The sequence below is a fragment of the Leucobacter sp. 7(1) genome (assembly GCF_900163635.1).
Taxonomy (GTDB): Bacteria; Actinomycetota; Actinomycetes; order Actinomycetales; family Microbacteriaceae; genus Leucobacter.
Genome location: NZ_FUID01000052.1, coordinates 104,141 through 122,291, shown reverse-complemented (window position 1 = coordinate 122,291; position 18,151 = coordinate 104,141). Strand labels below are relative to the sequence as shown.

At 66.1% G+C, this 18,151-nt stretch carries 18 protein-coding genes; 17 read left to right on the top strand and 1 reads right to left on the bottom strand.

Annotated elements, in window-relative coordinates:
• Nucleotides 1-141 precede the first annotated feature (141 nt).
• The 9 genes from FM113_RS09975 to FM113_RS09940 all read left to right on the top strand — a co-directional run bounded on the left by FM113_RS09975 (nucleotide 142) and on the right by FM113_RS09940 (nucleotide 6,997).
• Nucleotides 142-684 carry a MarR family winged helix-turn-helix transcriptional regulator gene (locus FM113_RS09975; protein ID WP_087014198.1) on the top strand — a complete coding sequence of 181 codons (543 nt, stop codon included), beginning with the start codon at nucleotides 142-144 and terminating at the stop codon, nucleotides 682-684.
• A complete protein-coding gene (locus tag FM113_RS09970) occupies nucleotides 681-1,703 on the top strand; it encodes an MsnO8 family LLM class oxidoreductase (protein WP_087014196.1) in 1,023 nt (340 codons plus the stop codon). Before FM113_RS09975 ends, FM113_RS09970 begins: the two co-directional genes overlap by 4 nt.
• An 81-nt stretch (nucleotides 1,704-1,784) precedes the next feature.
• Nucleotides 1,785-2,345 (top strand): NADPH-dependent FMN reductase, encoded by a 561-nt coding sequence (locus FM113_RS09965; protein WP_087014194.1) that lies wholly within the window; start codon nucleotides 1,785-1,787, stop codon nucleotides 2,343-2,345.
• Between the two features lie 162 nt (nucleotides 2,346-2,507).
• Complete coding sequence (locus FM113_RS09960) at nucleotides 2,508-3,080, top strand: NADPH-dependent FMN reductase (RefSeq protein WP_087014192.1); 573 nt, start codon at nucleotides 2,508-2,510, stop codon at nucleotides 3,078-3,080.
• Between the two features lie 203 nt (nucleotides 3,081-3,283).
• Nucleotides 3,284-3,496 (top strand): heavy-metal-associated domain-containing protein, encoded by a 213-nt coding sequence (locus FM113_RS09955; RefSeq protein ID WP_087014190.1) that lies wholly within the window; start codon nucleotides 3,284-3,286, stop codon nucleotides 3,494-3,496.
• Nucleotides 3,493-3,633 (top strand): hypothetical protein, encoded by a 141-nt coding sequence (locus tag FM113_RS18145; RefSeq protein ID WP_176387156.1) that lies wholly within the window; start codon nucleotides 3,493-3,495, stop codon nucleotides 3,631-3,633. The genes FM113_RS09955 and FM113_RS18145 overlap by 4 nt, the downstream gene beginning before the upstream one ends.
• A 57-nt stretch (nucleotides 3,634-3,690) precedes the next feature.
• The gene (locus tag FM113_RS09950; RefSeq protein WP_087014189.1) at nucleotides 3,691-5,952 is read left to right on the top strand and encodes a cation-translocating P-type ATPase; all 2,262 of its coding nucleotides are present in this window, start codon (nucleotides 3,691-3,693) and stop codon (nucleotides 5,950-5,952) included.
• Nucleotides 5,953-6,046: 94 nt separating this feature from the next.
• Nucleotides 6,047-6,319, top strand: coding sequence for a YHS domain-containing protein (locus FM113_RS09945; protein WP_087014187.1), 273 nt, complete (start codon nucleotides 6,047-6,049; stop codon nucleotides 6,317-6,319).
• 114 nt (nucleotides 6,320-6,433) lie between these two features.
• A complete protein-coding gene (locus FM113_RS09940) occupies nucleotides 6,434-6,997 on the top strand; it encodes an N-acetyltransferase (protein ID WP_087014186.1) in 564 nt (187 codons plus the stop codon).
• A gap of 128 nt (nucleotides 6,998-7,125) precedes the next feature.
• Here FM113_RS09940 and FM113_RS09935 read toward each other — a convergent pair whose 3' ends face one another.
• Complete coding sequence (locus FM113_RS09935) at nucleotides 7,126-8,556, bottom strand: MFS transporter (RefSeq protein WP_087014184.1); 1,431 nt, start codon at nucleotides 8,554-8,556, stop codon at nucleotides 7,126-7,128.
• A gap of 156 nt (nucleotides 8,557-8,712) precedes the next feature.
• Between FM113_RS09935 and FM113_RS09930 the strand changes: the two genes are divergently transcribed.
• The 8 genes from FM113_RS09930 (at nucleotide 8,713) to FM113_RS09895 (ending at nucleotide 18,109) form a co-directional block, all read left to right on the top strand.
• Nucleotides 8,713-9,555, top strand: coding sequence for an AraC family transcriptional regulator (locus tag FM113_RS09930; protein ID WP_087014182.1), 843 nt, complete (start codon nucleotides 8,713-8,715; stop codon nucleotides 9,553-9,555).
• A gap of 191 nt (nucleotides 9,556-9,746) precedes the next feature.
• The gene (locus FM113_RS09925; RefSeq protein WP_087014180.1) at nucleotides 9,747-10,811 is read left to right on the top strand and encodes an ABC transporter substrate-binding protein; all 1,065 of its coding nucleotides are present in this window, start codon (nucleotides 9,747-9,749) and stop codon (nucleotides 10,809-10,811) included.
• Nucleotides 10,808-11,803 carry an iron ABC transporter permease gene (locus FM113_RS09920; protein WP_087014178.1) on the top strand — a complete coding sequence of 332 codons (996 nt, stop codon included), beginning with the start codon at nucleotides 10,808-10,810 and terminating at the stop codon, nucleotides 11,801-11,803. Before FM113_RS09925 ends, FM113_RS09920 begins: the two co-directional genes overlap by 4 nt.
• Nucleotides 11,800-12,900, top strand: coding sequence for an iron chelate uptake ABC transporter family permease subunit (locus tag FM113_RS09915; protein WP_087014176.1), 1,101 nt, complete (start codon nucleotides 11,800-11,802; stop codon nucleotides 12,898-12,900). Before FM113_RS09920 ends, FM113_RS09915 begins: the two co-directional genes overlap by 4 nt.
• An 11-nt stretch (nucleotides 12,901-12,911) precedes the next feature.
• Nucleotides 12,912-13,700, top strand: coding sequence for an ABC transporter ATP-binding protein (locus tag FM113_RS09910; protein ID WP_254908953.1), 789 nt, complete (start codon nucleotides 12,912-12,914; stop codon nucleotides 13,698-13,700).
• Complete coding sequence (locus FM113_RS09905) at nucleotides 13,697-15,397, top strand: ABC transporter ATP-binding protein (RefSeq protein WP_217895990.1); 1,701 nt, start codon at nucleotides 13,697-13,699, stop codon at nucleotides 15,395-15,397. Before FM113_RS09910 ends, FM113_RS09905 begins: the two co-directional genes overlap by 4 nt.
• A complete protein-coding gene (locus FM113_RS09900; protein ID WP_087014172.1) occupies nucleotides 15,387-17,222 on the top strand; it encodes an ABC transporter ATP-binding protein in 1,836 nt (611 codons plus the stop codon). The genes FM113_RS09905 and FM113_RS09900 overlap by 11 nt, the downstream gene beginning before the upstream one ends.
• On the top strand, nucleotides 17,219-18,109 hold the full coding sequence (locus tag FM113_RS09895; RefSeq protein ID WP_087014170.1) for a siderophore-interacting protein: 891 nt from the start codon (nucleotides 17,219-17,221) through the stop codon (nucleotides 18,107-18,109). The genes FM113_RS09900 and FM113_RS09895 overlap by 4 nt, the downstream gene beginning before the upstream one ends.
• Nucleotides 18,110-18,151 lie beyond the last annotated feature (42 nt).

Sequence of the window (18,151 nt, the reverse complement as noted above, 5' to 3'; positions counted from 1 at the left end):
GCTCTGCGCTGTGCGTGTCGAACTGGGTGCCGGGCCGTGGGTGGCGGCCTGATAGCAGATCCAGTATGTAACATACACATAAATTGTATCTTACAATTGTGATGGTTGGGTGGGGCCCGAACACCGAAAGGGAAGTCACGAATGGACCGATCGATTGCGACACTCGAACTCGAGGCGATGGTGCTCGTGCGGCATCTCACACTGGCATCAAGCCGATGCGAAGCCAGCAATTTGGACCGCAGCGCATACACAATTCTGAGCTGTCTGACCTGCGGTGGATCAATGACGCTCGCGCAGCTGAGCGACACGATCGGGCTGGACACCTCAACGCTGCACCGCCAGACAGCGGCGATGCTCCGGACGGGGCTTATCGAGCGAATTCCTGATCCGGACGGTGGACTCGCGCGGAAGTTTGTCGTTACCGCGGAGGGGGAGCGCCAGCTGTCTGAGGCCTGCCGCGAAAACATGGGTCGCCTCATGCGGGCCACCGCCGACTGGTCGGCCGCCGAGCTTGACGTGTTCGCGGGATATCTCACACGATTCAATCAGGCGATCGAGGCCGCCGATCAGCGGCCCTGGCCGCGGCCTCTCGCTGGTGAGACCAACGACCAGTCTGAGCAGGAGCCGCGCGCGGAGACCGATGCGACGGCCCCCCTGAGTGCCCGGGAGGGGGCAGCGCGATGAGGCTCTCGGTGGTGGATCTTGGCATCGTCGCACCGAACACCGACGAATCGCAGGCTCTCGCGGGGTCCGTGCAGTTTGCCCGCGACGTCGAGGCGCTCGGCTACCATCGGATTTGGTTTGCGGAACACCACGCCAGCCGCATGGGGGCCTCCCACCACCCTGAGCTGCTGATCGCTGCGGCCGGCGCACAAACGACACGTATTCGCGTCGGATCCGGCGCGGTGCTCATGAACCACTACAGCGCGTTCAAAGTGGCAGAGATGTTCCGGCAGCTCGAGGCGATGTACCCGGGGCGCGTGGACCTCGGGATGGGGCGGGCCACGGCGGGCCCCGTACTCGACATGGCGCTGCAGCGCGACCGCGAGCATCCCGCGCAAGCTGACCACACGCAGCAGCTCGCCGAGACGCTGGCATGGCTGCACAATGATTTCCCACCCGAGCATCCGTTCGGCACGGTGCAGCTGATGCCGTCGGTGCCGCACCTCCCGCACACCTGGCTGCTTGGCTCTAGCCCCAGCGGATCCAATCTCGCCGCCGGACTCGGGATCGGCTACACCTTTGCCGGGTTCATCAACCCCGCGGGGGCGGCACCGGCGCTGCGCCACTACCGCGAGCAGTTCCGCCCGCGCGGGTACGGCCTCGACGAGCCGCGAGCGATTCTCTCGGTGAACGTCACCGTGGGGGAGACTGCGGCCGAGGCTGCCCGGTTGGTGAGTTCTCCGAAGGCCTACTATGCCCGCGTGGGCAGCGGCGATGTCTCCTCCCTCATCCCCGCGGCGGACGTCGCGGTGCGTGAACTCACGCAGGCGTGGCGAGACCAGCCCACGAGCATCGTTGACGGGCAGTGGCCACAGTTCGTCGCTGGCAGCCCGTCGCAAGTTCGCGCCACGATCGAGCAGATGGTTGAGGAGAGCGGTGCGGACGAGGTGATGGTGCAGTCCATGGTGCCGGATCCGGGGGAACGCCTGCGTTCTCACGAGCTGCTGGCGGAAGCGCTCGGGGTGACGTCGCTTGCCTGATCCGAGGCCGCGTGTCAGGGTACACGTAGGCGCAGCCGAGGGCGGTTGTGCAGAGGTAGCCTCTGGGAAAGGACCGCGTTCATGGATCCGATCAACGTAGGATTTCTTGTTGGGAGTATTTCTTCAACCTCGATCAACCGCCGGCTGGCCCGGGCGCTTGAACGGCTGGCCCCCGAGGCGGGGTTGAGGTTGACAGAGATTCCCATCGAGAGTTTGCCATTCTATTCAGCGGACCATGACGCGAGTATCCCCGCCGAAGCTGCGGTGTTGAAGCGAGCTATCGAAGAGTCCGATGCGCTCATGATCGTGACGCCCGAATACAATCGCTCGGTCCCGGGAGTCCTCAAAAACGCCCTTGATACGGCGAGCCGCCCGTGGGGGCAGAACAGTGTGGCGGGGAAGCCTGTGGCGATTATCGGCACCTCCGCGGGGCAGCTGGGTACGGCGGCTTCGCAGCAGCACCTGCGCCTCATTCTGTCTTTCCTGGACGCCGCCACGATGCCTCAGCCTGAGGCGTACGTGCGAATGCGGGAGGGGCAGATCGCCGTGGACGGGTCGATCGCCGATGAGTCGTCACGCGAGTTCTACCTGGCGTGGCTGAGGTCCGTGCGGGAGCATTACGCGAGCGTGCTCGGGGGCTGAGTTTGGCCGATCCAGTGATGCCGGGGCGCGCACGTCGCGCTGGCGCTACACCCATTTGGCTCGCGGCTTTCTCATGAGATTGTCAGCCGTGAGCGGAATGTCTGCTGCCGGCATCTGTTGGAATAGATGCAACTGCATTTATTATCGAGAGGATTCACCGCTATGGCTTCACTGAACGTTGGCTTCCTGGTTGGCAGCATCTCATCCACCTCAATCAACCGACGCCTGTCACAGGCGCTCGTGGCGTTGGCCCCGCAGGCTGGGCTGACGCTGACAGAAATCCCGATCGCCGGGCTGCCGTTCTACTCGGCAGATCACGACGGTGGCATTCCTGTGGAGGCCGCGGAGTTCAAACGGGCCATCGAGTCGGTCGATGCAGTGATCGTCGTGTCGCCCGAGTACAACCGCTCCGTCCCTGGTGTGCTGAAGAACGCGCTCGATACGGCGAGCCGCCCGTGGGGGCAGAACAGTTTTGCGGGGAAGCCGAGCGCGGTGATCGGCGCATCTATCGGCCAGATCGCTACTGCCGCAGGGCAGCAGCACCTGCGGCAGATCTTGTCCTTCCTGGATTCGCTCGCCATGCCGCAGCCGGAGGCATACGTGCAGATGCACGAGGGTCTGATCACCGAAAATGGTGAGGTGACCGACGACTCGACCGCTGAGTTCCTGCTCGCCTGGCTGCGCGCTGTGCACGCGCACGTGACCAAGCAGATTGCGGGCGCGAACGCCGCATAGGCCAGTCGCGTAGGCACGGGCGTTCCGTGTTGCTGTGGGGTTCGACCGTTCGAGGTCGGACCCCACAGCCGTTTCGGGCGTGCCTGGGCGGCGACACGGTGTGGCTTGGGGTGGGGAAATATCGCGTTGCCAAATACCCCAGGGGGGTATAAGGTTGTGGCTGTACACCCCCTTGGGGTTCAAGCGTGAATGGAGGCCGTGTGATGGCGACAAACGAGTACCAGGTGACCGGAATGACGTGCGGGCACTGCGAGCTGTCGATCCGCGAAGAGGTGTCTGAGATCCCCGGTGTCGACGCTGTCGAGGTCAGCGCCCAGACTGGCAAGCTCTCCGTCACCGGGAACGCCGCCGTGACTGACGCGCAGGTGCTCGCCGCCGTGACCGAGGCGGGCTACTCGGCGGTTCCGGCAGCATGAATACTGCAGCGCGCCTCGGGCTGTACGGGATCGGCCTCGTGGTCGCGTTTTTCGCGGCCTACGTGATTGCTGGTGCGGTGGTCCCCGATGCATTCGTCGCGGACTGGATCCAGCAAGCCCACACAGTCACCCACTAGTTCTCGCCATGCGCGACGCGCTGCGCCCGCGGGCAAGCGCAGAAAGGCACTCACACAATGAGTAGTGCAGACCCACTTACTGCCGGATCCGGTGTTGAACTTGAAATTGGGGGCATGACGTGCGCCTCGTGCGCCATGCGGATCGAGAAAAAGCTCAACAAACTTGACGGCGTCACCGCGACGGTCAACTATGCCACGGAGAAGGCAAAGGTGACCGTCCCCGAAGGCTACGATCCGGCACTGCTGATCTCCGAGGTTGAAAAGACGGGCTACACAGCCGTGCTCCCGAAGCCCAAGGGCGAGCGCCCCGTCGCAACGGACGCGGAGCAGGGCGAGGACCCGGAGCTCACGTCGCTGCGGCACAGGCTGATCGGGTCCGTGATCCTGACAGTTCCCGTGATCGCGATGGCAATGGTCCCGGCCTGGCAGTTCATGTACTGGCAGTGGGCCTCGCTCGCGCTTGCGGCCCCGGTGATCGTGTGGGGTGCGTGGCCGTTCCACAAGGCGGCATGGGCCAACCTGAAGCAGGGCGCGGCCACGATGGACACGCTCATCTCAATGGGCACCTCTGCAGCATTCCTGTGGTCGCTGTACGCGCTGTTCTTCGGGACGGCCGGAGTGCCGGGCATGACGCACCCCTTCGAGTTTGCTCTCGCGCCGTCTGACGGTGCGGCGAACATCTATCTCGAGGTGGGGGCCGGGGTGACGATGTTCATTCTCGCGGGCCGGTACTTCGAGAAGCGCTCCAAAAAACAGGCAGGCGCGGCCCTCCGCGCGCTGCTTGAGCTCGGAGCAAAAGAGGTCTCCGTGCTGCGCGGGGGCGTCGAAACGCAGATCCCCGTCGAAGAGCTCAGCGTTGGCGACGAGTTCATCGTGCGGCCCGGCGAGAAGATCGCTACCGACGGTGTGGTGGTTTCCGGGACCTCCGCGGTCGACGCGTCAATGCTCACGGGTGAATCTGTGCCCGTCGAGGTCGCCGAAGGAGACACCGTCACGGGGGCCACCACAAACGCTGGCGGACGCCTGGTGATCCGCGCGACGCGGATCGGATCCGACACCCAGCTCGCACAGATGGCGAAGCTTGTCGAGGACGCCCAGACGGGCAAGGCCGAGGTGCAGCGGCTCGCCGATCGCATCTCCGGGGTGTTCGTTCCCATCGTGATCGTTATCGCGGCCATTGCCTTGGGCGGTTGGCTGGGTGCCGGGTTCCCGGTGTCCGCGGCCTTTACCGCCGCCGTTGCCGTGCTTGTCATTGCGTGCCCGTGCGCGCTCGGGCTCGCGACCCCCACTGCCCTCCTTGTCGGCACGGGTCGCGGCGCGCAGATGGGTGTGCTCATCAAGGGACCTGAGGTGCTCGAGTCCACTCGCAAGGTCGATACCGTGGTGCTCGATAAGACGGGTACGGTGACCACCGGCAAGATGACCCTCGTTGATGTGGTCTTGGAAGCCGGCGTAGATCGCGCGGAACTGCTGCGGCTCGCCGGAGCGCTGGAAGACGCGTCCGAGCACCCGATCGCCCAGGCGATCGCGAAGGGGGCGACCCAGGAAGTCGGGGCGCTGCTCGTGCCCGAGGACTTCGCCAACATCGCGGGCAAGGGGGTGCAGGGCATTGTCGACGGTCACGCAGTGTTGGTGGGCCGAGAGACGCTTTTGGCCGAGTGGTCGCAGCAGCTCAGCCCCGAGCTCGTCGCCACAAAGGCCCGCGCCGAGGGTGAGGGCAAGACTGTTGTCGCCGTTGGATGGGACGGGGAAGCCCGCGGCATCCTCATCGTGTCTGACACTGTCAAAGCGACGAGCGCTGAGGCGATCGTGCAGCTGAAGGCGTTGGGGCTCACCCCCGTGCTGCTGACGGGTGACAACGAAGCGGTCGCTCGTCACATCGCCGCCGAGGTGGGGATCGACGAGGTCATCGCCGAGGTGTTGCCGCAGGACAAGGTCGACGTCGTCACCCGGTTGCAGGCCGAGGGTAAGGTCGTCGCGATGGTGGGTGACGGGGTGAACGACGCCCCCGCTCTTGCGCAGGCCGACCTCGGCCTCGCCATGGGCACCGGCGCGGATGTCGCGATCGAGGCATCGGACATCACCTTGGTGCGCGGGGACCTGCGCAGCGCGGTTGACGCGATCCGGCTCTCTCGGAAGACGCTGAGCACGATCAAGACGAACCTGTTCTGGGCCTTTGCCTACAACGTCGCCGCGATCCCGGTGGCCGCGCTAGGCATGCTCAACCCGATGCTTGCGGGTGCGGCCATGGCACTGTCCAGCGTGTTTGTCGTGGGCAACAGTCTGCGCCTGCGCGGCTTCAAGTCTGTCGCGAAGTAACTCCAGAGCAGGCCCCGGAGCCATCGCTCCGGGGCCTGCTCTGCGCCAACGCCCCACTTTTCTGCTGTACCCAATCCGAAAGGCAATCATCACCATGACGAACGACACTCAGGCAGCCGGGAGCTGCTGCGGATCCAGCTCAGCAAGCGCGACCCCGGAAGTTCCCGCTGAACGCAATCTCCTCGGCGGTGCGGCCGATGACATGACAGTCTGCCCGGTGATGGCGGGCACTCCCGTGAGCAAGGCGCAGGCCGTGGCGGTTGGCCTGTTCCGTGACTTCGAGGGCGAGCGGTACTACTTCTGCTGCGCCGGCTGCGGTCCCGCGTTCGACGCGGACCCGGCGAAGTACGCGGCCAGCATGGCGTAGAAACCTCGGCACACCACTGACGTGAATGTGCTCACGAACGGCCCGTCCCACCCTGAGCGGTGAGACGGGCCGTTCGGCTGTGTCCAGAGGTCTTCGGTCCCGTAGGGTGGGGCGGTGACCTCACCAATTCGCAGGGCGACCTCGGCCGACATTGTGACCGCCGCGGCGACGCTTACCGCCGCGTTTGACACGTACCCGTGGACTCGCTGGAGCATCCCCGAGGATGGCTACGCAGACCGCTTGGAGCGGCTGCAGGCGATCTATCTCGCCCACGCCATGCAGCACGGAGTTGTGCTGATCACTGAGGATCTCGCTGGGGTGGCAGCACTTGTGCCGCCGGGAACCCCGGAGCTGCCGGATCGGCTGCAGGCGGAAATAGCGGAGCTGATGGGGGATCGCCTCGCACCGATGCTTGCGGCGGAGCTGCCTCCGCACCCAGATGACTCGTGGGATTTCGCCACTGTCGGTGTGCACCCCGAACACGCTGGGCGGGGGCTCGGGTCTGCGCTGATCACGGAGGCGCTGAGCTGCGCGCGCGAATCAACGACGCCGAGGATGTCTCTCGAGACATCCTCCCTGAGTAACGTGGCTCTGTATGAGCGCCACGGCTTTACCACGCGTCACCGTACCGAGATCGAGCGGGGTCCAGTCGTCTTCACGATGGCGATCGAGCTGTAGCGGGGAGCGGTGCGCGGCGAGCGCTGCGCGGAGTTGAACTGTCGGGATCACCGTGTGCACGCCGAAGCGCCCTCCTCGCCTGCACCGCTGAGGTGTGGGCGAGGAGGGCGCTTCGTCGTGGGCCGGCGCTATGCCGCGTTCGCGTGTGCCGGCGGGGTAGTGACGGTGCGCGGTGCGCGCATCGCGACAGCCGTGATGAGCGCACCGAGCAGTGCGACGATCGTGGCCCCGAGGAACGCGGCCGAGTAGCCCTGGGTGAGCGTCTCCGTGCTCGGAGCGACCCCGGTGATGCCCGAGACAATCGCTGTCAGGATCGCGAGTCCGAGCGCGGAGCCGATCTGGTAGCTCGTGCTGACAAGGCCTGAGGCGACTCCGGTCTCCGCGGGCGGCGCCGCGTTGATTGCGGTGCCGAGCGACGGTACGAACGCCAGTGACATGCCGAGCGCCGCGAGCAGGGAAGCCGGAAGGACATCGACTGCGTAGCTGCCGTCGGGGCGGATGAACGACAACCAGGCGAGTCCGCCCGCGAGAATCACGAGTCCACTCACGATCATCGCCTTCGCGCCGAATCGGGCAAGGAGTCGGGGGGCGAGGGCGACCATCACGATGACCACGAGGCCGGTCATGGGAAGCAGGGCTGCTCCGGCTGCGAACGCGCTGGCCCCGAGTACCTGCTGCAGGTAGAGGTTGAGGAAGAACCACATGGAGACCCAGGCTGCGCCGAGCATGAGCTGTGCGTTGTTGGCTGCGGCCAGCATCGGAGCGCGGAGCAGCCCCAGTCGGAGCAGCGGGTTGCGGCTGCGTGCCTGCACCACGAAGAACACGATCAGCAACAGCACGCCGCCGCCGATGGCGCCGAGCGTGGTCCAGGTGAACCAGCCGGCCTCGGCCGCGTTGACCACACCGAAGACGACGGCCGCGAGCCCGGCGGTGACGGTGATGGCACCCGTGAAATCGATGGAACCGGCTGCCTTGCGCGGTGTGCGGGGGAGCGCCGTTGCGGTGAACGCAAGCACCGCGAGTGCGAGCGGGACGGTGATGTAGAACACCCAGGGCCAGCTTGCATATTCGGTCAGGACGCCGCCGAGAAAGACTCCGGCGGAGCCGCCAATGGGTGCCGCGGCACCGTAGATCGCGAATGCCTTCGGGAGATCCTGGGTGCCACCAAACAGCATCATGAGCAGCGTGAGTGCTGCGGGGGCGATCAGTGCGGAACCGGCCCCCTGCACTACGCGGCCCACGATCTCCGCGCCAACCGTGGACGCGGCACCGGCGATGAGGGAGCCTGCGATCAAGACGAGCCACCCCGTGACAAAGATCTTCCGGGCGCCGAACAGGTCAGAGAGTCGGCCTCCGAGGAGGAGGAGTCCACCGAACGTCACGACGTAGGCGTTGAAGACCCACGAGAGCGACTCCGGCGTGAAGCCCAGATCACGTTGGATATCGGGGAGCGCGACACCAATGATCGAGGTGTCCATAATGACGACGAATTGGGCAGTGGCAATCAGTGCGAGGCCGAGCCATCGCTTCGCCGATGAGGCGGTGGTTGGACTGGACATGGTTCCTCCTGGGGTCACACCGGATACCCGGCTAGGGTATACCTTATACCCCCAGGGGGTATCTGTGTGCGTGTGTCGAAATGTGACGGCCGGAGTGTCTTGCCTGGTGAGGGCGCGCGGGCGGGGCCGCGTCGCCCCTGATACGCTATTCATCTGATGAATCTGTACCGGCAGGCCGACTGGGCCGCGAGCGTGACCCACCCCGCCGCGGTGGGTGCCCCCTACCTGATGGGCACCGGGGTCGTATCGAGCACCGGTGAGTGCCACCGCCCCATCGCGCCGCCGCATCGGCATCTCGAGGCCATGCTTGCCTGGTGCTACCGGGGGACAGTGACGGTGCACCTCGAAGACGCGGTGTGGAGCCTTGCCGCCGGACAGGGCGTTTGGATCCCCGCCGGAACGCCGCATACCGCGCGGCACGATCGTGAGGCGGTGGGGTGCTACACGTATATCCCCACGGCGGCGCTCAGGACGCCCGTCGACGAAGTGACCCGCGTGCGGGTGCCCCGGGCCGTGCAGGAAATGCTCCTGCACCTGGGTATCAATGACATGGATCCCGCCCTGCGTGTGCGCACGCAGGAGGTGCTCATCGAGATGCTGGAGCTTCCCTCGCATCGCGCTGCGGACCGCTGGGGTGAGGTGCCGCTCCCCGCGGATGAGCGGGTGCGTCCCCTCGTGGAAACCGTGCTCGCGGATCCGGGGGAGGCCCGCACGGCCCGGGAGCTCTTTGCTGCCCACGGGCTCCATGAACGCACAGTGCTGCGGGTGTTCACTACAGAAGTGGGCATGAGTTTTGGGCAATGGCGCACCGGGATCCGCATGAGTCTTGCGGCTCGCCTCATTACCGACGGGACGCCAATCGGGGCCGCCGCGCACCGCTGCGGCTACGCGACAACGAGTGCATTTTCGGCTGCCTTCAAGGACCGCTTCGGGGTGACGCCCCGGCAGCACGTTTCGCGAGCGCAGGCGGATCCGGCGCAGCGCTCGTACTGGCGATGAGGGAGGAACGGGGCTGTGGTGCTGAGGTTATCGGCCGGATCCGACGCCGCTGTCGAATTTGAGACACAAGTCGTCTGATCCGCGACACTGTGATGCCGCGGAGCGAACTAGCATCGATCTGTTAGGTGAGCCTGTCCTAACTCTGCGCCGTATCGCCGCGGCACCGTCCCCGTCTTCTCGTGAGGAGAATCATGCCGAACACCCATGCCCGCCCCCAGGTGCGCCGAGTCTCTGCGCTCGTCGCGCTCGCCGCAGCGGCCGCACTCACCCTTGCCGGGTGCAGCGCCCCGAGTGAGGATGCGAACGCGAAACCGGGTACCGCTGACGGTGTCGTAATCGAGCATGCGCACGGTTCGACGACGATTCCGGAAAAGCCGGAGCGGATCGTTGCGCTCGGCTGGATGACGCCTGACATCGTTGCGGCACTGGGGGAGAACCCGGTTGGCATCGAAGAGGTCTGGGGCGCCGGTGAGAGCGGCTACCAGCCCTGGTTCGAGGAATTCGTCACCGAGGAATACGGTGAGACCCCGGAGCTCATCCCCTCGAATGAAGAAGGGCCGAACTACGAGGCGATCAAGGCCCTCAAGCCGGATCTGATCCTCGGCCTGTACTCCGGCATCACCGACGTCGAGTTTGAGCGACTGAACGCCATCGCGCCGACCGTTCCCTACATTGAGGGCCCGTGGAATCCGAGCACCTGGGAGGAGATGACTCGGACCGTCGGCACCGCGATGTGGGAGGACGAAAAAGCTGAAGAGCTCGTTACAGCAACAGAAACTCTCGTGGATTCGCTCGCTGCGAAGCACCCGGAATTTGAGGACAAGACCTTTGTGTGGGGGCTCACCCTGAATGAGGGCGGAACCGACCTGGGTGTCTACCTGAATTACGACCCCCGCGTCCGCATCACCGAGTCGCTGGGCTTCAGCTCCACTCCCGCGATGGACACGTTCCTCTCAACCGCTGAGGGCGACAACTGGTACACTGGCGTCAGCCTCGAAAACCTGGGAGACGTGGAGGCTGATCTCTTTGCAGCCTGGGGCGGCAGCGTCGCTGAGGGCGAATACACAGTGAAGAACAAGGTCGTCTCGCGCTGGAACCCGATCGAGAAGCAGGCGTATGTGATCTACGCGGATGACGCCGAGGCTTCCGCGATCAGCGCGCCGACAGTGCTCTCGCTGCAGTACATTCTGCCGAAGTATGTCGAGGACCTGGCCCGCGCACTCGAGGGCACACCGACGATTTCTGACGGCAAGTGAGGTCGCGGGTCGGTGGCCTGATCGTCGCGGGGATCGTGCTGGTCGCCGCGGCGATCGCCTCCCTCGCAGTCGGCGCTCGGGCCATCGACCCGCTCACGGTCATCGAAGCGCTCACGCACTATGACGAGGCAAACGCTGACCACCTGATGGTCGTCGAGCTGCGATTGCCGCGCACCCTCCTGGGCCTCATCGTGGGCGCAGCGCTTGCGGTGTGCGGTGGCTTGATCCAGGCATTCACGCGGAACCCACTGGCGGATCCGGGCATTCTCGGAGTGAACGCGGGGGCCTCCTTCGCGGTCACCTTTGCCGTGGGAGTCCTGGGGCTCACCGCTCCGGGTGCGTATGTCCCCTTCGCCCTGCTGGGCGCGTTTGTCCTCACCCTGCTCGTGTACGCGCTCGGCTCGATCGGCCCCTCGGGCGGATCACCCATGAAACTCACTCTCGCGGGCGTTGCCCTCGGAGCTGCGTTCACCGGATTTACCACCGCGATCGTGCTGCAGAATCACAGCACGCTCCAGGTGATGCGTTTCTGGGGAGTGGGGTCGATCGGCGGACGCACAATCGATCAGCTCGACTGGGCCGTTCCGCTCATCGGGCTGGGCCTCCTCATCGGGATGCTCTCTGCTCGGTCGTTGAATGCGCTGGCCCTCGGCGACGACCTTGCCCAAGCGCTCGGGGCCCGGATCGTGGCGACACGGATCGCCGTGGTCATCGCGGTAACCCTGCTCGCGGGGACCGCCGTTGCCGCGGCCGGACCGATCGCCTTTGTCGGCATCATGATCCCGCACATGGTGCGCTGGTTCACCGGACCCGATCAGCGCTGGGTCCTCGCGTATTCGATGCTTGTGGGACCGAGTTTCCTGCTGCTCGCGGATGTGCTCGGCCGAGTTGTGCTTCCCAACGGTGAACTCCGCGTCGGGATCGTCACCGGAGTTCTCGGTGCCCCCGTTCTGATAGCGCTTGTCCGACGAAAGCAGGTGAGTGGCCTGTGAGCGACACGACCCCACAGCGGCCCACAGGGTCGAACACACGTTCCGGAGCCGTGCCCGCCGTCGACTTTGGCCGCGCACAGTTGCGCTTCGACACCCGGCGCTTGTCTGGCATCGTCACGGTTCGCTCGATCGTCGTGTGCCTCGCGCTCGCCGCGGTAATCCTCGTGGCCGGCGCGCTCTCCATGACGCTGGGGGACTATCGGGTGCCGTTCGACGGCATTCTGCGCGCGCTCGTCGATCCGGCATCCGACCCTGACACGCGGCAGGTTGTCTTCGAATGGCGTTTGCCGCGCGTCTTGTTTGCCGTGCTCTGCGGGGCGGCCCTGGCGCTCGCCGGCGGCGTGTTCCAGTCGCTGACCCGGAATCCGCTCGGGTCTCCCGACATCATTGGTTTCGGTGTTGGCGCGCAGTTCGGTGTGACGCTGACGATGGTGGTACTGGAACTCAATACCTATCTGTTTAAGGCGGCGGGCGCGCTTGTGGGGGGTCTCCTCACGGCGCTCCTCGTGTACGCGCTCGCCCAAAAACACACGATGTCGTCGTTCCGGCTCATCATCGTGGGGATCGGCGTCTCGGCCGGACTCGGGTCGCTGACCTCCTGGATTCTGATCTCCGTGAGCGTTGAAAAGGCGATGATGGCCGCAACCTGGGGCGCGGGATCGATCGCCTCACTGGGCTTTGATCAGCTCCTCCCTGCCGCACTCGTCTTCGTGGTTGTGGTGCTTGCGGTGCTCCCGCTCAACCGAACGCTTCCGGTACTGGAAATGGGTGATGACGCGGCCACGGCGCTGGGGATCAGGCCCGGTCGCACGCGGCTCGCCGCCATGGTGCTGGGAGTGGCGCTCGTCGCCCTGGTGACGGCCGCGGCCGGCCCCATCTCCTTTATCGCGCTGGCCGCGCCGCAGATCAGCCAGCGTCTGACCCGATCCAATACTCCGATGGGGATCCTGCCCGTGATGCTCACCGGCGCGGCCCTCGTGGTCGCCTCAGACGCTGTGGCACAAATTCTCTCGGTGCCTGTCGGCGTCGTCACAGTCTCCGTCGGCGGCGTGTATCTCGCCGTGTTGCTTGCCGCCCAGTATGCTCGCCGCTCATGAAAGGACAACCCGTGACAGCCTCACTCCTCGCTCGTGACATCACCCTGGGATACGGGGATACCCGCATCATCTCTGAGCTGAGCCTCGAGGTGCCGGATCAGTCGTTCACCATCATCATCGGGCCGAACGCGTGCGGGAAGTCGACGTTGCTGCGCGGCTTCGCGCGGCTCCTGCGGCCGAGCGCGGGTGCGGTGTTGCTCGACGGTGCCGAACTGCACACCCGCAAGCCGAAGGAGATCGCGCGCAAGCTAGGCTTGCTGCCGCAGTCTTCGATCGCCCCGGACGGAATCACCGTGGCAGATCTTGTGGGCCGCGGCCGCTTCCCGCACCAGAACGCGATGCGCACGTGGAGCAGGGAAGACGAGCGTGCCGTTGCTGAAGCCATGGCCGCGACAGCGGTGACGGAACTCTCCACCCGCCTCGTTGACGAACTCTCGGGCGGACAGCGGCAACGCGTGTGGGTCGCGATGGCCCTCGCGCAGCAGACCGGGCATCTCCTGCTCGATGAACCCACTACCTTCCTCGACATCGGTCATCAGATCGACCTGCTTGAACTCTTCGCGGACCTGCACCGCGCTGGGACGACACTTGTCGCGGTGCTGCATGATCTGAACCATGCGGCCCGCTACGCGACCCACCTCGTCGCGATGCGGGACGGCGTAATCGTGGCCCAGGGCGATCCCCGCGAAGTCATCACCGAAGAACTCGTCGAGGCTGTGTACGACTTGCCGTGCCAGGTGATTACGGACCCTGTCTCAGGGACTCCGTTGGTGCTGCCACTCGGGCGGCGATCACGGTGACAGTCACACCTGGACAGCTGTTCCGGATCGCGCTCGCGGGCGAGGGACGCGGGCTTGCTCTGGCGAGCGCAACCGCGCTGCTCATGCTGCACGCGCTCGCAGAAGCCGCGATCCCCGTGCTGATCGGAGCCACGATCGATCGTGCGGTGCTACCGTCGGATCCACGCGCGCTGGGGATCTGGCTCGCAGCGTTGCTCGGCACGTTCCTCGTGCTGACGAGCAGCTACCAGCTCGCCTCCCGGCTCATGGTTCGCGTGTACGGCACCGGGGAACAGGCCCTCAGGCATCTCGCACTCGCCCGGATCCTGCGGCCCAGGCTCTCCCAGTTGCGGCTCACGCCGGGCGAGGCACTCACCTACGTGACCTCGGACACGTACCGCGTTGCCGGGGTCGCCTGGTCGGTGGCGCAACAGAGCGCGACGCTCGCCTCGCTCGCGGGCGCCGCGTGCGCCATGTTCGTCATCTCGCCCGTTGCCGCCCTCGTGGTGTTCGCGGCGACAGTCGGCATGATGCTCGTGATGCGATGGGTGTCCAGGCCGCTCGAGAGACGTGGTCAGGCGGAGCAGGCCGCCGCGACCGAAGCCGGGGCTGTGGCTGCGGATTTCATGACCGGGTTCCGTGTGCTCGTGGGGATGGGGGCCCGGTCCGAAGCGGTGCGCCGCTACGACACCGCGAGCGACCGATCCCGCCGCGCGGCCACTGTGGCCGGCCGATCACTCGCGGGATACGGGGCCGTGAGCGCAGTACTCGCAGCGCTCGCTACCACGGTGCTCGTCGGGGTCTCGGCGTGGCTCGCCTCGAATGGCACGATTAGTATCGGCGAACTCGTCACAGTTCTGGGCCTCGCCCAGTTCATCAGCGGGTCGCTGGCACACGCGGGATCGTTCCCCTCCAACTGGATTCACAAGCTCGCGTCTGCCCGCCGGCTGGCCACGGTGATCAATGCCGAGGACCTCCTGCCGGAACCACGGGAGCACCGGGACGACACGGCGGGTGAAGAAACAGTGCCGCGGACCGGTCACGCCGAGATCCTGCTGAGCTTCACCGTCGCCGGTCAGCGCGTGTCAGTGCGGCGCGGCGAACTGCTCGGAATCCGCGCGGCGGGCAGCGACGCTGCTCGTGCGCTGTCTCGCCAGTTGGGACTCCGGGAGGACCCGAGCGCTGCGGAGATCGAGGTCCTGATCGACGGAGTATCCCGCCCGGTGGACACGCTCGACCCCGTCGAATACCGTCGACACGTTGTCGCCCTTCCGCACCGTCATTCTCTGGCAACCGGCACCCTTCGAGACGCGGTGCGGGGCCGGGGTGAGGCAGCCCCGGACCAGAGTGATGCTCCGTCCTATGGCGTGGACGACCACGCCGTGCGCGCGGCAGCGCTCGACGATGCAGTCGCGCAAATTGGTGGCTGGGACGCACAGGTGGGGGAGTCCGGACGTCGACTCTCGGGCGGGCAGCAGCAGCGCGTGGGATTGGCCCGGGGCCTGCACGCGGGCGCTCAGGTGCTCGTGCTTGATGAGCCGACGTCAGCGGTTGACGCGCTCACTGAATCACAGATCGCTGTCGAGCTTGCACGTCACCCGAGTACCGTGATTGCGATCACGACCTCGCCTGCGCTGCTCGCCGCGTGCGACCGGGTTGTTGATCTGCCCGGCGAACACCCCGGAGCGGCAACAGAGGGAGCCCAGCATGGTCGGTAACACGCAGCTGGGAGTGAGCCTCCCGATCGCCACGGGGCGGCAGGTGTGGCACACGGTGCGGCGGCACCTCCGCACACGCCGCCGACGCCTGAGCGCCGTGGCTGTGCTGTTCCTTGCGGCTTCCGCGCTGGGGCTTGTGATGCCCGCCTGCCTGGGGCGAATTGTTGACGCCGTCACTGCCGGGGCGGGATTCGCCACAATAGCGCTGTGGGTGGGCGGGGTCGCGGTGGGGGCAATCGGTGCCGCGCTGATGGGACTCTGGGCCGCTCGCGTATTGATCGGCTTGGTGCAGGATGTCCTCGCCGAGCTGCGCGAGGAGGTGTTCTCCTCGGCGATGCGGCTGCCGGCGCGACACGTCGACGATTCTGAAAGCGCGGATCTGCTCTCGCGAGTGACCGGTGACGTCGACGCCGTCTCGGAGGCCGGCGGGAATGTGGTGCCCGGTCTGCTGTCTGCAGGCTTCGCGATTGCCGTCTCCGTGGTGGCCCTCGCAGCGCTCAACCCGTGGCTCGCCCTCGCGGGTCTCGCCTGCGTGCCCTTCTACGCGCTGGGAACGCGCGCGTTCCTGCGTCGATCCCGCGTCGTGTTTCGGGAGATCCGGGCGCGCGAGGCAGCGCGGAGCCAGGCCGTCATCGAAGCGGTCCACGGACACGACACCCTCACCGCGCTGAACGAACAGGGGCTTGCGCTCGAGCGTGTCGCGCACCGGGCTGAGGCGTCAATCCGAACGCAAGTGACCGGGGTGGGGATCCGCAATCGTCTGTTCCGATCCTTGAACGGTGGCGAGGCCGCGGGGCTGATCGCGATCCTGGGTGCGGGGTTCGTGCTGCACATGAACGGCGTGATCACCGTGGGTGCGGTGACCGCCGCGGCACTTGTATTCCACAGACTCTTCGATCCGATCGGCCAGCTCATCTTTGGGCTCGATGATATTCAGCGCGCCGCAATTGGGCTGGCTCGACTCGTTGGGGTCATCGAACTCGCCTCGGAGGACCCGGCCACCCCACACTCCGCGACTGTGCGCGCCGAGCTGGGGAGCGATCCGACGATCACCGTGGATTCACTCACGTTCCGGTATCCCGGCTCCGAGCGAGGCATTGCCGATGCCTCATTCGTGGTGCCTGCAGGCACGACAACGGTGATTGTCGGCGCATCTGGCTCAGGGAAAAGCACACTCGCACGCGTCATCGCGGGACATGACCGACAAGACAGCGGACAGATTCACATCGAGCCTGCGGCTGTTCCTTACGCCCTGACCCAGGAGATCCATCTGTTCCGAGGCAGCATTGCCGACAACATGCGGCTCGCGGCCCCCAGCGCTAGCGACTCCCAAATCGCTGATGCCCTCTCCGCTGCAGGAGCGGACTGGGCGCTGCTGCGCCTCGCAGGCGAACCGGGAAGCTCGAACGCGGCGGCCGCGGACCTTGACGATGGCCGGATTCAGCAGCTCGCGATCGCCCGGGCGCTGCTCGCAGATCCGGCAGCGGTGATCCTCGACGAGGCAACCGCGGACGTCGGGTTGCAGCACCGCGCCGATGTTGACCGCGCCGTCGAGGCGTTGCGAGCTGGCCGTACCACCGTGCTCATCGCCCATCAACTGCATCATGCCGCTGACGCAGACGAGGTCCTTGTGTGTGCGGACGGTGCGATCGTGCAATGTGGCACCCACGCCGAGCTCTTGCAGCAGCAGGGGCACTATCAGCAGTTTTGGAATGCTCAGTCACGGGGGCTGCAGGGGCCACAGCGCGATTCTGGGGTCGATCCCGCCATCCGTTCCGCTACCGAATCCGCCACCGAACCCACCGACGAAACGGAGACCCCTTGAAGATCTATCGCGGCATCGTCCTGCGGACTGTCACCCTTGGCCCCTCGCTCGTGCGGATCACCCTGGGTGGCCCCGGCGTGGCCGACTTCGTGAGCACCGGCACGGGAGACGAATACGTGCGATTGTTCTTCCCGCACGGCGACGATCCGACCGACGTGTCCCTCCCCATTGCCACCGCAGACTCCTGGGAGACGGCGGAGGGAACTCCCGAGGCGCCGATGCGTACATTCACCATCCGGGAAGTACGGCCGGAGCTCGGGGAACTCGACATCGACTTCGTGATCCACCCCACAGGTATCGCGGGACCCTGGGCGGCGGCCGCGCAGCCGGGCCACGTGCTCGGACTCAACTCGCCGACGGGGCTCTATGCACCCCCGGAGGGGACCGAGTGGCAGGTGCTGGCTGCGGATCTCACCGGGCTCCCCGCCGTGGCCCGGATCATCGCCTCCGTGCCTGAGACAATTCGCACCCGCGTGGTGATTGAGGTGCCGAGCGACGCCGACCGCATCGCGTTGCCGGCCGGGGCGAACGTTGACGTCACCTGGGTGTTCAGCGGCAACGGCCACGGGCCGAGCGCCCTCGGACAGATCGTGCGAAGCGTCATCAATCCCCGCTTCTCCTTCGATCACGGCTACGTCTGGGTGGCCGGCGAAACCGTGGCGTTGCGAGATGTGCGAAAGTTTCTGCGCCGCGAGCTGGAGCTCCCTGCGACCCAGTTCAAGGTCGTGGGGTACTGGACGCCGGTGGCGCAGTGGGAGTCGAAGTACGCGGCCCTACCCGCGGCCGTGCAACAGGAACTCATGTCGATGTGGGACGTCGCCGAGGACGCCGACCTTGCTGAGGTTGAGCTCCGCTACGAGGCGCGGCTTGGGGAGCTCGGCCTGTAGTCGAGCACGGCGTGCCAGACTAGCGAGCACCTGACCCTCCTG